This is a genomic window from Mesorhizobium sp. WSM4833 (assembly GCF_055811095.1).
The window spans coordinates 141357-157018 of the sequence record NZ_JBVVQG010000003.1; the positions used below are offsets into that span (position 1 = coordinate 141357).

Sequence of the window (15662 nt, forward strand, 5' to 3'; positions counted from 1 at the left end):
GAAGACGGCGCTGCGATCAAGACGGCGCTGCGAGCGTGTCGGGCGCTACTCGTCCAGTTCGGTCTTTGCGATCGGTGGCGCCGACTTGCCAGATCCCCGCTTGACGTTGCGACGGATCATGCCGAAATCGGCGCCGCCGGTGGCAAACGCCGTGATGAAGTACAGCAGCGCCCCACCCGCGACCAGCGACAGCAGCGTCGTCGCCTTGACCACCAGCGGCGAGCCGGGCCCGAGCCTGACGGCGAACCAATGCTCGGCAAAATAGAGCGCTGCCCCCATCACGATAGCCGACAGCACCAGACGTGGAATGCGCTTCATCAGCGGCACGTCGCGGCCCCAGTGGCCGCGACGGATCAGGACGCCGAGCAGCATCACCGCGTTGACCCAGCCGGCGACGGCCGAGGCCACCGCGATGCCGGGCGCGCCCATCCGTGGAAACAGCGTCAGCGCCGTGGTGACGTTCACCGCCACCGAGATGGCGGCAAAGATCATCGGAGTACGCGTGTCCTCTCGGGCGAAATAGCCCGGCGTGAATGCCTTGATCAGCACGAAGGCCGGGAGGCCGAGGCCGAAGATCGCCAGGATCGCCGCCACCGTCGGCGTCGAGCCGTTGGCAGCGAACGCGCCGCGCTCATAGACCAGCCGTACGATCGGCTCCGACATCACCCAGAGTGCGGCGGCTGCCGGCAGCGTCAGGAACAGTGTGAACTCGACCGAGCGGTTTTGCAGATTGGCCGCCTCGATCAGATTGCCCGACTTCAGCGCGCGCGACAGTTCGGGCAACAGCACGATGGCGACCGCGACACCGACCACGCCGAGCGGCAACTGGTAGATGCGGTCGGCATAGGCGAGCGAGGACACCGCGCTGTTCTGCGCCGAGGCGATCGCCGTGCCGATCAATTGGTTGATCTGGGTGATGCCGCCGGTGATGGCCGCCGGCAGCGCCAGGATCAGCAGCCGCTTGACCGCAGGCGTCATTTTGGGACGGCGAAAGCCGATCGAGATGCCGGCATGGCGCACTGCCACCCAGACGATCGCCAGCTGCACCAGTCCGGCGGCAAGCACGCCCCAGGACAGCCCGTAGCCGACTGTGAGGGCATCCGAGCCCTTGTACCAGGCATAGGCGAGCACGCCGATCAGGATGATGTTGAGGAACACCGGCGCTACGGCGGCGGCGAAATAGCGGCGCAGCGAATTCAGCATCCCCGCCATCATCGCGCCCAGCGACATGCAGATCAGATAAGGGAACATGATCGTCGCCAGCGTCACCGTGGTGTCGAACTTCCCCGGCGTGCCGGCAAAACCCGGCGCCACCAGATAGCGCACGATCAGCGGCATCGACAGTTCCATGATGATGGTCAGCGCCAGCAGCGCCGTGAACAGCACGCCGAACACTTCCTCGGAAAAGCGCTTGGCGCCTTCGGTGCCGTGGGTCTCGATCTCCTTGGCGAACAGCGGCACGAAGGCGGCGTTGAAGGCACCCTCGGCAAACAGCCGGCGAAAGGTGTTGGGAAACTGGAAGGCGGCGTTGAAGGCATCGGCGACCGGTCCGGTGCCGAGTGCGGCGGCCATCAGCATCTCGCGGCCGAAACCGAGCGCGCGGCTCATCAGCGTGCCGGAAGCGACCGTTGCGAATTTCTTGACGAGGCTCATGCTTTTGGGAACTGCCTGCGGAATTGGGACAAAGTGATGGTCGTTGTCACTCGGCCGCCGCCCTGGACTTGCCGCCGCGTTCGGGCACGATGCCTTCGAGCGTTGCCATCAGCCGATTGCGGATGGTGGCGATGCGGGCCGGGCTATCTATCTTCTGGCCAGTGAGATCGGTGACATAGAAAGTGTCGATGACCTTTTCGCCGAAGGTGGTGATGTGGGCCGATGCGATGTCAAGCGACAGGTCGGAAAGCGTTCCGGTGATCTCCGACAGCAGCCCAGGCCGGTCGAGGCCCTCGACCTCGATGACCGAAAAACGATTCGACAGCGTGTTGCGGATTTCGGCACGCGGCGGGATCTTGAACACCTTGGAGCCGCGCCGCGGCTTGGTGCGCTTCTCGATCATTTCCGGCAGCCAGCTCTTGCCCGACAGCACGTCCTCGATCAGCCGGCCGACACGCTCGGCACGCCGGCGCTCGTCCTCGTCGCGGTCGAATTCTCTGCTGATCAGGATCGTGTCGAGCGCACGGCCGTCCGACGTCGTGAAGATCTGCGCGTCGACAATGTTGCCGCCGGCCCCGGCGCACGCCCCGGCGATGACCGAGAGCAGGCGGGGGTGGTCCTGCGCCAGCACGGTGATTTCGGTCACCGCCTCGAACTGGTGGGTCTTGACCATGGTGGCAAGCTTGTTGCCTGACGCGTCAGCTTCACGAATGAATTCGGCATGGCGCAGCTGGTCTGCGAGATCGACGGTCAAAAGGTAATTCTCGTAGTGCTGGCCGACATAGCGCTTGCGGGCCTTGTCCGGCCAGTCGGCAAGCGCCTCGGCCAGACGCTCGCGCGCCGCCGCCGTGCGTTGCGCGCGCGACACTTCCGAAAACCCGCCGGTCAACAGCAATTCGGTCTCGTAGTAGAGCGTGCGCAGCAACTGGCCCTTCCAGCCGTTCCAGACACCCGGTCCGACGCCCCTGATGTCGCAGACGGTGAGGATCAAAAGCAGCTTCAGCCGCTCGACCGACTGCACGATCGCGGCGAAATCCTCGATGGTCTTGCGGTCGTTGAGGTCGCGGGTCTGGGCTGTCATCGACATCACGAGATGGTTCTCGACCAGCCAGGCAACGGTCTCGGTATCGGCAGGCGACAGCCCCATATGCGGACAGATGCGGCGTGCGATCCTGGCCCCCGCCTCGGAATGGTCCTCCGGCCTGCCCTTGGCGATGTCGTGCAGCAGTACGGCGACATAGAGCGCCTCGCGGCTCTTCTTCAGCCCCGGCATCAGCGTGTGCGACAGGGGATGGACCTTTTCGCCGTCGCCGCGTTCGATCTCGGCCAGCACGCCGATGCAGCGGATCAGATGCTCGTCCACCGTGTAGTGGTGGTACATCGAGAACTGCATCATGGCGACGATCTTGCCGAAATCCGGGATCAGCCTGCCGAGCAGCCCGGCCTCGTTCATGCGGCGCAGATTGAGTTCGGCATTGCGATCCGAGGTCAATATGTCGAGGAACAGCCGGTTGGCCTCCTCGTCGCGCCGCAGCGACTTGTTGACCAGGCCGAGCGAACGGGTCAGCAGCTTCAGCGCATCGGGGTGGAATTCCAGACCGTGCTTGTCGGCGAACCAGAACAGCCTGAGCAGATTGACCGGATCGCGCTCGAACACCTGGTCGTCGGCGATGTTGATGCGGTGGTTGTCGACAATGAAGTCCGACGTGCCGGCCAGCTTGCGCTTGCGCCGCGAGAAAGTCAGGAAGATGCGGTTGAAGCCCGGCACGTGCTTGGCCTGCTCCTCCTCGAGCGCGGCACAGAAGATGCGGGTCAGGTCGCCGACGTCCTTGGCAACGAGGAAGTAGTGCTTCATGAAGCGCTCGACCGCCGACAGGCCGGGGTGCGTGGTGTAGCCGAGCCGTTCGGCGATCTCGCGCTGGATGTCGAAATGCAGCCGCTCCTCGGCCTTGCCGGTGAGGAAATGCATGTGACAGCGTACCGCCCACAGGAAATCCTCGGCCTTCTGGAACTCGCGGTACTCGCCCTCGGTGAAGACGCCTTTATCGACCAGTTCCTCGCCGGTGCGCACCCGGTAGAAATATTTGCCGATCCAGAACAGCGTCTGCAGATCGCGCAGGCCACCCTTGCCGTCCTTGACGTTGGGCTCGACCAGATAGCGGCTTTCGCCGGCCTTGGCATGGCGGTCATCGCGTTCGGCAAGCTTGGCCTGGACATATTCGGGGCCGGTCGTGCGCACCACCTCATGGTCGAAGCGCAGCATCAGTTCATCATAGAGCTTTTCCTCGCCCCACAGGAAACGTGCTTCGAGGATCGAGGTGCGGATGGTGACATCGGTGCGCGACAGGCGCAGGCATTCGTCGATATTGCGCGTGGCGTGGCCGACCTTCAGCCCCAGGTCCCACAGCATGTAGAGCATGTATTCGACTGTCTGTTCGCCCCACGGCGTCTGCTTGTAAGGCAGCAGGAACAACAGGTCGATGTCGGACCCCGGCGCCAGCGTTCCACGGCCGTAGCCGCCGACAGCGACGACGGCCATGCGCTCCGCGGAGGACGGGTTCTTGACCCGGTAGACATGGGTGACGGCGAAATCGTAAAGCGCCCGGATGATCTCGTCCATGAGATGCGACAGCCGCGCCGCGCAGGCGCTGCCGCCGCCATCGTCCCTCAGCATGCGTTCGGCAATGGCGCGCCCGTCCGCCAGTCGTCCCTTGAGCAGCTGGAGCACACCATTGCGCGCAGCCTGCCCTGAGCCGTCGCCCGCCGTGGCCGCGGTCAGCGCGGTCATCTCGAGGCGCAAGGCTTCGCCGTCGATCAATTCGTCGAGCTTCAGGGAGATTCTTGCCATATATCCAGTCGGCCTTGCCGTTTCGGCGGCGTCTATAGCGCGTTTTGGCGGCGCTGGGTATGGGGCGTTGAAGCCGGTTCAAGACCCGGCTGAGTTTTGGCTCGGATAAGTAAATGGAATGACCATTCTCCGCTTCAGTCGACCGAAATCGACAATGCGCTTGCCTATTCGCCGAGCCTCGGCTTTGACCCTCGCTATGGCTGTCTTTCTGCGTTTCCCGGTCCCGGCAGATGCGGCGCACTGGATATCCCGCTTTTCTCTGAGCAGGCTTGGCAAATGGAGCGCCCTGTCACCAAGGAACTGATCTTGCGCGCAGAGCGCAGGAACAAGCTGGTAGATCGTCTCGCCTCGCAAAACCGAAAACTCGGGGTTGAAGACAAGGTCGTCGACAGCGATGCCGATCTCCTCGGTGGCCTTGATCAGGTCGAGCGCGGTTTGCCTGGAGATGATGTAGCCGGCGGTTCCTATATGTCCGGCGTCGAGTTTGGATGTGGAAAAGCCGTGACCGATGGCAATGCGCTTGCGTCGGATCACGGTCTTACAGAAGTAGCTTTCGAGCTTGACGACTTCGGCATCGGCTGGGATCCAGTCGCTGTCGCGAAGCAATGCGCCGGCTTTTGCGGCAAAGACGATGTCGTCCTCGAAAATCGCCCCGTAGCGGGCGTCGCCTTGCGCGATGACAGCCCAGCAGGCCCGGTGACTGAGCAGGCAGGCGATCTCGCCGTCAGTCAATGGCAGCCTGTTCCGATATCCGACATTTTGCGGCAGCTGGTCCAGCTCCGGCCGGTCGCGTGCGTCTATGGCCTGAACGCGTTCGAATGCAACGCCGATGCGGGCAAACTCCGCCGTCACACGGGCAAGGCGATCGGGAGACCGATCGAGATTGATGACCAGACGCTTCATTGCCGAAGAAAATCCCCACCCCCGCGACGCTCGCGCTTTCTAGCAGGCCTGGTGTTGCCGCGTGAGACTTTTTCTGGGGTGGATGGACGCGCCGTGGACCGGAGAAGAAAAGTCGAAACAGCCCTTGACCTTCCAGTTACTGGAAGCCCTATCTCCACGTCACACACCGATCCATCAAGGCATTTTCGAATGACGCATTCAGATCACGATCATCACGCGCACGGTAGCTGCTGCTCGACAAAAGGCGCCGTGCCCACCACGAAGAGCGTCGTCCGCGACCCGGTCTGCGGCATGACTGTCGATCCGGCGGCTGGCAAGCCGACGGCCGAGCATGATGGCCATCTCTATCATTTCTGCAGCCAGGGCTGCCGCACGAAATTCGTCGCCGAACCGGAAAAATTCCTGACCGCCACCGATCCGGTCTGCGGCATGAGCGTCGACCGCGCGACAGCCAGTCATTTTGCCCGCCACGAAGGCCAGGGCTTCTATTTCTGCTCGGCCGCTTGCCAGGCGAAATTCGAGGCGGAGCCGCAAAAATATCTGGGCGGCAGGCCAGCACCGCAGCCGATGCCCAAGGGCACGCAATACACCTGCCCGATGCACCCGGAGATCGTCCGTGACAAGCCCGGATCCTGCCCGAAATGCGGCATGGCGCTGGAGCCGATGGGCGTACCAACGGGTGACGAGGGTCCCAATCCGGAACTGGTCGATTTCACCAGGCGATTCTGGGTCAGTGCCGCTCTATCCGTCCCTTTGCTGGTCGTCGCCATGGCGCCGATGCTTGGCCTGACTTTTCAGGCTTTTTTCGACGAGCGGACGAAGGTCTGGCTTGAGCTGGCATTGGCCAGCCCCGTCGTGTTGTGGGCGGCACTGCCTTTCTTCCACCGCGGCTGGGATTCGCTCGTCAACCGCAGCCCCAACATGTGGACGCTGATCTCGCTCGGCGTCGGCGCTGCCTATCTCTACAGCGTCGTCGCCACGCTGTTTCCGGATATCTTTCCGCATCAGTTCCGCGGCCATGGCGGTGCGGTGCCGGTTTATTTCGAGGCTGCCGCCGTCATCGTCGCGCTGGTCTTCCTTGGCCAGGTGCTGGAGCTGCGCGCGCGTGAAAAGACCGGTTCGGCGATCCGCGCCTTGCTCGATCTCGCACCGAAGACAGCGCGGCTGATCGCCGCCGATGGTTCCGAAAACGACGTGCCCCTCGCCGCCGTCAAGGCCGGCGATCGCCTGCGCATACGCCCCGGTGACGCCGTGCCGGTCGATGGCACGGTGCTGGAAGGACGGTCCTCGCTCGACGAATCGATGATCACGGGCGAGCCGTTGCCGGTCGAGAAGGTCGAGGGCGATGCGCTGACCGGCGGCACGCTCAACAAGAATGGTGCGCTGATCATGCGCGCTGAGAAGGTCGGCGCCGAGACGACGCTGGCGCGCATCGTCGAGCTCGTCGCCAAGGCGCAGCGCTCGCGCGCCCCGATCCAAGGGTTGGCTGATCGCGTTTCTTTCTACTTTGTCCCGGCCGTCGTCCTTGTCGCGATTGTCGCCTTCATCGCCTGGGCCGTGTTTGGACCCGAGCCCAGCCTGATCTTTGCCATCGTCTCGGCGGTGTCGGTGCTGATCATCGCTTGTCCCTGTGCGCTCGGCCTCGCGACGCCAATGTCGATCATGACCGCCACCGGGCGCGGGGCGCATGCCGGCGTGCTGATCAAGGAAGCCGCAGCACTCGAACGCTTCGCTTCCGTCGACACGCTGATCGTCGACAAGACGGGGACGCTGACCGAAGGCCGGCCGAAGCTGACCGATGTCGTCACGGCAAACGGCTTTTCCGAAGACGAATTGCTGGCGCTTGCCGCGGGCCTGGAGAAAGGCTCGGAGCATCCGCTGGCTGAAGCCATCGTCGACGGCGCCGCTACGCGCGGCGTGACCGTTGCAGAGGCCAGCGGCTTCGAGGCGGTCACCGGGAAGGGTGTGTCCGGTTCGGTCTCGGGAAAGACGGTCGCGCTCGGGAACGCCGCGATGATGGCCGACCTTGGCGTCGACATCGCATCCATCTCGGCCAAGGCCGAGGCGTTGCAACTCGAAGGCAAGACGGCGATGTTCGTCGCTGTCGACAAAAAACTGGCCGGCATCGTCGCCGTCGCCGACCCTATCAAGATAACGACGGCCGAGGCGATCAAGGCGCTGCATGAAAGCGGCTTGCGGATCGTCATGGCGACCGGCGACAATGAACGCACGGCCAACGCGATCGCCAGAAGCCTCGGCATCGACGAGGTCCGCGCCGACCTGCTGCCGGAACAGAAGGCAGCCCTTGTCGAGGAACTGCGCGCAAAAGGCACCGGCGTTGCCATGGCCGGCGACGGCGTCAACGATGCACCGGCCCTTGCCGCCGCCGATGTCGGCATCGCCATGGGCACCGGCGCCGATGTCGCCGTCGAAAGCGCCGGCATCACCTTGGTCAAAGGCGACCTCAACGGCATCGTGCGGGCGCGCACGCTGGCTCAGGCGACGATCCGCAACATCCGTCAGAACCTGTTCTTTGCCTTCCTCTACAACGTGCTTGGCGTGCCGGTCGCCGCCGGCGTGCTCTATCCGCTCACTGGCACGCTTCTGTCGCCGATGCTGGCAGCGGCGGCGATGAGCCTGTCCTCGGTGTCGGTGATCGCAAACGCATTGCGGCTGAGAACATTGAAACTCTGATCCAAGCCCCCAAATACGAAACCCATCCACAGGAGACCATGTATGACCTTCGCCAAAAAACTCGTGCTGCTGCTGATGGCGGCCGGAATGCTGGTTGCCGTCTTCCTCGAAAGCGTTCCGGCGCAGAGCGAAGAGATGAAACACGACATGGGCGCTATGGCGACGGACGCGACCAGTCCTTCGACGGAAGGCTACAAGGCGGCGATGGACAAGATGCATGCCGACATGATGGCGTCCGACTATACCGGCAATGCCGACGTCGATTTCGTCAGAGGCATGATCCCGCACCATCAGGGCGCGATCGACATGGCCAAGGTTGAACTTGCCAATGGCAAGGACCCGGAAATCCGCAAGCTGGCCGAAGGCGTCATCGCCGCGCAGGAAGCAGAGATCAAGCAGATGCAGGCCTGGCTCGCCGCCCATCCGGTGAAGTAAGTCTTCGGCCATCGCCAGCGCGGCGAGAACGCCTCTGGATTTATCGCCCAGCCTGTGATGCGATCCGGCCCCAACTGGAGCCCGCCATGCCACCGACCATCAGAACCACCAAACTGCCCTTCGGCGAAGCCGTTCAGGTGCTTGGCCAGGGCACATGGAAGATGGGCGAAGATTCCCGTCGCCGCGCCGATGAGGTGAATGCCCTCAAGCTCGGCCTCGACCTCGGCATCACGTTGATCGACACCGCCGAAATGTATGCCAGCGGCGGTGCCGAGGAGGTGGTGGCCGAAGCCATTGCCGGGCGCCGCGACGAGACCTTCCTGGTCTCGAAAGTGCTACCGTCGAACGCCTCGCGCGCGGGCGTGCAGCGGGCCTGCGAAAACAGCCTGAAACGCCTGCGCACCGACCGCATCGATCTCTATCTCTTGCATTGGCCCGGCAGCGTGCCATTGACGGAAACCGTCGCGGCCTTCGAGGCCCTGAAAAAGGCCGGCAAGATCCGCCACTGGGGCGTCAGCAATTTCGACACCGACGAGATGGAAGAGCTGATCGGCCTGCCCGATGGCGGCAATGTCCAGACCAACCAGGTGCTCTACAATTTGGTCCGGCGTGGCCTCGAATTCGATCTGGCGCCCTGGAGCCGGCAGCGCGGCATCCCCTTGATGGCCTATTCTCCGGTCGAGCAGGGTGCGTTGGCGCGCAATGCCAGGCTCGAAGCCATCGCCGTCCGCCACAATGCGACCCCAGCGCAAATCGCCCTGGCCTGGGTGATGCATCAGGAGGGCGTCATCGCCATCCCGAAGGCCAGCAGCGAGGAGCATGTCCGCCAGAATGTCGCTGCGCTCGACATCAAGCTTGCGCCGCAGGACATCGCCGATCTCGACCGCGCCTTCCCGCCACCAGCGCGCAAGCGCGGGTTGGAGATGATCTGACTATGTCCCCGCCAACCCCTTCAGCCGGTAGAGCGCTTCCAGCGCCTCGCGTGGCGTCATTTCGTCCGGGTTGATGTCGCCGAGTGCCGCGCCCAGCGCGTCGCTCTTGATCGGCTTCGGCGCTTCTCGCTTCACCGCCACCGAAAACAATGGAAGATCGTCGACCAGCCGGTTGGTCTTGCCCGAAACTTCGCCCTCTTCCAGTTGGTGCAGCACTTCCTTGGCCCGGTCGACCACCGCTTCCGGCAGGCCGGCCAGCCGCGCCACCTGCACGCCGTAGGAGCGGTCGGCGGCACCCTTGCCGACCTCGTGCAGGAAGACGACGTCGTTTTCCCATTCCTTGACCCGCATGGTGACGTTGGAGAGACGCGCCAGCTTGCCGGCCAGCGAGGTCATTTCGTGGAAATGGGTGGCGAAGATTGCCCGGCAGCGGTTCTTCTCATGCAGATATTCAACCGCGGCCCAGGCGATCGACAGGCCATCGAAAGTGGCGGTGCCGCGGCCGATCTCGTCGAGGATCACCAGTGCGCGCTCGCCGGCCTGGTTGAGGATCGCTGCCGTCTCGACCATCTCGACCATGAAGGTCGAGCGGCCGCGCGCCAGATCGTCCGAGGCGCCGACACGCGAGAACAGCCGGTCGACGACGCCGATATGGGCCGATGTCGCCGGCACGAACGAGCCGGTCTGGGCCAGGATGGCGATCAGCGCGTTTTGCCGCAGGAATGTCGATTTACCGCCCATGTTCGGGCCGGTCAAAAGCCAGATCGCGCCGTTCCGGGCAGCTCCCTCCGGCGACAGGTCGCAATCATTGGCGACGAACGGGCCTTCGCCGGAGCGGCGCAAGGCCTGTTCGACCACCGGATGCCGCCCGCCCGTAATCTCGAAGGCAAGGCTCGAATCCACCACCGGCCGGCACCAGGCTTCGCTTTCCGACAGAAGCGCGAGCGCCGCGGAGACATCGAGCACGGCCAGCGCATCGGCGCCGGCACGGATCTTCTCCGCTTCGCCGACCGCTTCCGTCGTCAGCGCCTCGAAGGCGGCCAGTTCGATGTTGAGCGCCCGGTCGGCGGCATTGGCGATCTTGGTCTCGAGCTCGGCAAGCTCGGTCGTGGTAAAGCGCATGGCGTTGGCCATGGTCTGGCGGTGGATGAAGCGCGCCTTGGCGCCATCGCTGCCGGTCATCACAGCATGGTGGTTGGCGGTCACCTCGATATAGTAGCCGAGCACATTGTTGTGCCGGATTTTCAGCGAGCGGATGCCGGTCTCGTCGATCAGCGAGCGTTCCAGCCCGGCGATCACCTTTCGCGATTCGTCGCGCAGCGCCCGCATCTCGTCGAGATCGGCATGGTAGCCGCCACGAACGAAGCCGCCGTCGCGCTTGAGCAGCGGCAGTTCGTCGCCAAGTGCCTGCATCAGATGCTGCGAAAGCGCTTGGGGCAGTGCATGGATGGCGGCCAATGCCGCCGCAAGTTCCGGGGGCAGGGCGGTGGCGGCAAAGATTTCGGCGATCGCGCCTGCAGCCTCGAAGCCGGCGCGCAGCGCGCCGAGGTCGCGCGGCCCACCCCGGTTGAGCGCCAGCCTGGACAGCGCGCGGGGCATGTCGGCAACGCTCTTCAGGCTCGACCGCACCGCCTGGCAAAGTCGCGTTTCGGAACGGAAGAACGACACTGAGTCCAGCCTGGCGCCGATCGCCGCCGGGTCGGTCAGCGGCGCCATCAGCCGGTCGGCGAGCAGCCTTGCGCCGCCGCCGGTCACCGTGCGGTCGATCGCCTTGAACAGCGAGCCTTCGCGGCTGCCCGACAGCGTGCGCAGCAGTTCCAGATTGCCGCGTGTCGCCGGATCGATGAACAGGGTCGAACCCTGCTCCTCGCGTTCGGGCCGCGACAGCGGCGGGCGCTCCGCTTTCTGCGTCTTCTCGACATAGGCAATGGCGCCCGAGATCGCCGACAGTTCGGCGCGCGAAAAGGCGCCAAAACTGTCCGGCGTCGCCACATCGAAGAAGCGGGCGATGCGCCCTGTCGCCGACGCCGAATCGAACAGTGACGGTGGTTGCGGGCTGGCGACGCGGCCGAGCACGTCGAACACCGGCTTCAGCTCCGGATCGTGGAACACTGGCTCGGCAACGATCAACTCACGCGGATCGACACGGAAGATGTCAGCCAAAAGCCGGTCGGCGGTGGTGTCGGTGACGCGGAAGGCGCCGGTCGAGATGTCGATCCAGGCCAGCGCAAAGGAGTGGTCCGCTCCGCCTTTCACCCGCCCCAGCGCCATCAGGAAGCTCGATTCCGACGGCGCCAGCAATTTGTCCTCGGTGATGGTGCCTGGTGTCACCAGCCGCACCACATCGCGGCGCACCACCGATTTGCCGCCGCGTTTCTTCGCCTCGGCCGGATCCTCGATCTGTTCGCAGACGGCAACGCGGAAACCCTGGCCGATCAGCTTCTGCAGATAGTCGTCAGCAGCATGCACCGGCACACCGCACATCGGAATGTCGAGCCCTTGATACTTGCCGCGCTTGGTCAAGACGATGCCCAGCGCCCGGCTTGCCTTCTCGGCATCGTCGAAGAACAGTTCGTAGAAATCGCCCATGCGATAGAACAGCAGCGAATCCGGGTTTGCCGCCTTGATCTCGATAAATTGCTCGATCATCGGCGTGGCGCCGGCGTGGGCGGTCGGCACCGGCGTCATCGCCTCGGGGGCGTCTGGCTCGTTCGGGCTGTGCATGTTCATGCGCCGCACGCTAGCAGATGTGATCGCGCGGTTTAATGCCGGGGCTTCGAAAAACAGGGGACGACCGGGACGGCAGGATGCCCGCAATCGCGCGTACCAACCGCGATTCCGCACGCTGGCGGTTTACACGCGGCGGCGCGTGGTCTTAATTCGGTCCGACACAAAGCACCCGCTTCAACGAGGTGCTGCACCGGTGAGGAAATCAAGAACATCATGGCCAGGAAAACCGAGAACAGCGGTCCGTCCGTCAGTGCGCAGGAAGCGCTCGAATTCCACGCCATGGGTCGGCCGGGCAAGCTGGAGGTCGTCGCCACCAAGCCCATGGCAACGCAGCGCGACCTCAGCCTCGCCTATTCGCCTGGTGTCGCGGTTCCGGTTCTGGCCATCGCCGAAGACCCCTCGCGCGCCTTCGACTACACGACGCGCGGCAATATGGTCGCCGTCATCTCCAATGGCACCGCCATTCTCGGTCTCGGCAATCTCGGTGCTCTCGCCTCCAAGCCGGTGATGGAGGGCAAGGCGGTGCTGTTCAAGCGCTTCGCCGATGTCGATTCCATCGACCTCGAGGTCGACACCGAGGACGCCGACGAGTTCATCAACTGCGTGCGTTTCCTCGGGCCCTCCTTCGGCGGCATCAATCTCGAGGACATCAAGGCGCCGGAATGCTTCATCATCGAGCAGCGGCTGCGCGAATTGATGGACATTCCGGTCTTCCATGACGACCAGCACGGCACTGCGATCATCTCCGCCGCCGGCCTGATCAACGCGCTGGAGATCACCGGTCGCGACATGAAGACCACGAAAATGGTCTGCAACGGCGCCGGCGCCGCCGGCATCGCCTGCATCGAGCTGATGAAGGCGATGGGCTTTTCGCCCGAAAACATCATCCTGTGCGACACCAAGGGCGTGGTTTTCCAGGGCCGCACCGAAGGCATGAACCAGTGGAAATCGGCGCATGCGGTCAAGACCGAGGCGCGCAGCCCCGCCGAGGCGCTCGACGGCGCCGACGTCTTCCTCGGCCTCTCCGCCAAGGGCGCGCTGACCACCGCCATGGTGCAGTCGATGGCCAAGAACCCGATCATCTTCGCCATGGCCAATCCCGACCCGGAAATCACGCCGGAGGAGGTCGCCGAAATCCGCACAGACGCCATCATGGCCACAGGGCGTTCCGATTACCCCAATCAGGTCAACAACGTGCTCGGCTTCCCCTATATCTTCCGCGGCGCGCTGGATGTCAGGGCAACCACCATCAATGACGACATGAAGATCGCCGCCGCCCAGGCGCTGGCGGCACTGGCGCGCCAGGACGTGCCCGACGACGTCGCCGCCGCCTATCAGGGTAATCGGCCGAAATTCGGCCCCAACTACATCATCCCGGTGCCGTTCGACCCGCGCCTGATCTCGGCCATTCCGATTGCGGTCGCCAAGGCGGCGATGGATTCAGGCGTCGCCCGCAAGCCGATCCTTGACCTCGACCGTTACGCGCAGGAACTGTCGGCCCGCCGCGACCCGATCGCCTCGACCCTGCAGCGCATCTACGACCGCGTGCGCCGCCAGCCCAAGCGCATCGTCTTCGCCGAGGGCGAGGAGGAACAGGTCATGCGCGCCGCCGTCTCCTATGTGAACCAGAAGCTCGGCACCGCCATCCTGCTCGGCCGCGACGACGTCATCAAGGAAAACGCCAGGCACGCCGGCATCGATCTCAACAAACAAGGCATCGAGATCATCAATGCAAGGCTGTCGCGCCGCAACGGCATCTACACCGACTACCTCTACGAGCGCATGCAGCGCAAAGGCTTCCTGTTTCGCGACTGCCAGCGGCTGATCAACAACGATCGCAACCACTTTGCCGCCTGCATGGTGGCGCTGGGCGACGCCGACGGCATCGTCACCGGCGTCACCCGCAACTATTCGACAGCGCTCGACGACATCCGCCGCGTCATCGATGCCAAGCCCGGCCACCGCGTCATCGGCGTCTCGATCGTGCTGGCGCGGGGCAAGACCGTGCTGGTCGCCGACACCGCCGTGCACGATATGCCGAACGCCGAGCAGATCGCCGACATCGCCGAGGAGGCCGCAGGCTTTGCCCGCCGCATGGGTTATGAGCCGAGGCTTGCCATGCTCGCCTATTCCACCTTCGGCCATCCGCAGGGCGAGCGTTCCGAGCGCGTCCAGGAAGCCGTGCGCATCCTCGACAAGCGCCGCGTCGATTTCGAATATGACGGCGAAATGGCCGCCGACGTCGCCCTCAACGCCCGCGCCATGGCGCAATACCCGTTCATCCGCCTGACCGGCCCGGCCAATGTGCTGATCATGCCGGCGTTCCACTCGGCCTCGATTTCGACCAAGATGCTGCAGGAACTCGGCGGCTCGACGGTGATCGGGCCGCTGCTGGTCGGCCTGAACAAGCCGGTTCAGATCGTGTCGCTGAATGCCAAGGACAGCGATATCGTCAACATGGCGGCGATCGCGGCGTACACGGCGGGGACTTGAGGGGCTGGCCTCAGCGGTGAGTCCGCGCCGCCTTCAGCCCGGCGCGAATACGCGCGCGGCCTCGACGACCTCGTCCACCTGATCCTGCCGCAGCAAGTCGATCGGGACGCGGCCGTCGAGCTGCGCCGAGGGCCGCGTCAGCCACAGCCATGCGAGCCTCGGATTGGTGATCAGGGATAGCACGTCGCGAATGCCTGCAACCGGCCGGCCGTCGACGAACTGCGCCAGCGGGAAGACATGTTTGCGGCCGCCCTTGCGCAAGGCGATGACCTCACCCCGCCGCTGCCAGCGGTGCAGGGTCGAGCGGGCGATGCGCAGATGCTCTTCCAGATAGGTCGAGCCGGCGACGCGGCCGGCCCAGTCCTCGATCAGCATCGATTCGAGATCGTCGGACTTTGGCAGCGAAGGAGGCTCGACATCGGCCAACGGGGTCGTCGGCGGATTTGTCACGCCGGCAATACCGGCTTCGCTGCGGCGCGCGGCTTCCGCCGCCAGCGCGCGCACGAATTTCGAGGCCAGGCCGGGCAGGTCGGCATGGATGGCGTCGATGGCGCGCTGGTGCTTCGGTGACAGCAAGGTGACGGCGGACGCTATGCTGCCGGCGATCTTGCCGACCGAGACCATGGTGGGCTTGTTGATGGCCTCGTCATAGTGGGCAAGTGCACGTTCGACGTCTTCCGCGACCATCTCCGCGAAGTCGTCCTGCTTGAGGCCCTGGATTTGAAATCTGTTCATGCATCTGTCTTCTGGCCGCGCGCTCCCCCTCAGCTGCGGCCGATTGTTGAACTTCTAGTGCGGAAAACGGAAATCGCGGCGGCAACCGGTCCGGCCGCCCGACAGCATGCTGTCCAGCATTTCTTGACACCCCAACTGACTGAGGGCGCACCGAAATGTCAGTCGCGGGCGCCCAGATTGCGTGTAGGTGTCATGTGTGACAGCCGCGCGACGGCATTTCCTTCTCCCCTTGTGGGAGA

At 64.3% G+C, this 15662-nt stretch carries 9 protein-coding genes; 4 read left to right on the forward strand and 5 right to left on the reverse strand.

Going from position 1 to position 15662, the window contains the following annotated elements; translation table 11 throughout:
- Window positions 1-45: 45 nt before the first annotated feature.
- The 3 genes from murJ to AC0L2D_RS06640 form a co-directional block, all read right to left on the reverse strand.
- Window positions 46-1653 carry a murein biosynthesis integral membrane protein MurJ gene (murJ, locus tag AC0L2D_RS06630; protein WP_024501802.1) on the reverse strand — a complete coding sequence of 536 codons (1608 nt, stop codon included), beginning with the start codon at window positions 1651-1653 and terminating at the stop codon, window positions 46-48.
- A gap of 46 nt (window positions 1654-1699) precedes the next feature.
- A complete protein-coding gene (locus AC0L2D_RS06635; RefSeq protein ID WP_473540641.1) occupies window positions 1700-4501 on the reverse strand; it encodes a [protein-PII] uridylyltransferase in 2802 nt (933 codons plus the stop codon).
- A gap of 78 nt (window positions 4502-4579) precedes the next feature.
- Entirely contained in the window at window positions 4580-5404 is an 825-nt protein-coding gene (locus AC0L2D_RS06640; protein ID WP_473540642.1) for a glycosyltransferase family 25 protein, read from the reverse strand.
- A 189-nt stretch (window positions 5405-5593) separates the two neighbouring features.
- Between AC0L2D_RS06640 and AC0L2D_RS06645 the strand changes: the two genes are divergently transcribed.
- The 3 genes from AC0L2D_RS06645 to AC0L2D_RS06655 all read left to right on the forward strand — a co-directional run bounded on the left by AC0L2D_RS06645 (window position 5594) and on the right by AC0L2D_RS06655 (window position 9465).
- Window positions 5594-8098, forward strand: coding sequence for a heavy metal translocating P-type ATPase (locus tag AC0L2D_RS06645; protein WP_473540643.1), 2505 nt, complete (start codon window positions 5594-5596; stop codon window positions 8096-8098).
- 42 nt (window positions 8099-8140) lie between these two features.
- Complete coding sequence (gene copM / locus AC0L2D_RS06650) at window positions 8141-8533, forward strand: CopM family metallochaperone (protein WP_013528057.1); 393 nt, start codon at window positions 8141-8143, stop codon at window positions 8531-8533.
- 86 nt (window positions 8534-8619) lie between these two features.
- Window positions 8620-9465: an aldo/keto reductase gene (locus tag AC0L2D_RS06655; protein WP_473540644.1), complete on the forward strand. Its 846-nt coding sequence runs from the start codon at window positions 8620-8622 to the stop codon at window positions 9463-9465.
- Here the strand turns inward: AC0L2D_RS06655 and mutS are convergent, their stop codons facing one another.
- The gene (mutS, locus tag AC0L2D_RS06660; protein WP_473540645.1) at window positions 9466-12195 is read right to left on the reverse strand and encodes a DNA mismatch repair protein MutS; all 2730 of its coding nucleotides are present in this window, start codon (window positions 12193-12195) and stop codon (window positions 9466-9468) included.
- Between the two features lie 213 nt (window positions 12196-12408).
- Here mutS and AC0L2D_RS06665 point away from each other — a divergent pair, with 213 nt between their 5' ends.
- Window positions 12409-14688, forward strand: a complete 2280-nt coding sequence (locus AC0L2D_RS06665) for an NADP-dependent malic enzyme (RefSeq protein ID WP_473540646.1) — start codon at window positions 12409-12411, stop codon at window positions 14686-14688.
- Window positions 14689-14721: 33 nt separating this feature from the next.
- Here the strand turns inward: AC0L2D_RS06665 and AC0L2D_RS06670 are convergent, their stop codons facing one another.
- Window positions 14722-15423 carry an antitoxin Xre/MbcA/ParS-like domain-containing protein gene (locus AC0L2D_RS06670; RefSeq protein WP_013528053.1) on the reverse strand — a complete coding sequence of 234 codons (702 nt, stop codon included), beginning with the start codon at window positions 15421-15423 and terminating at the stop codon, window positions 14722-14724.
- Window positions 15424-15662 lie beyond the last annotated feature (239 nt).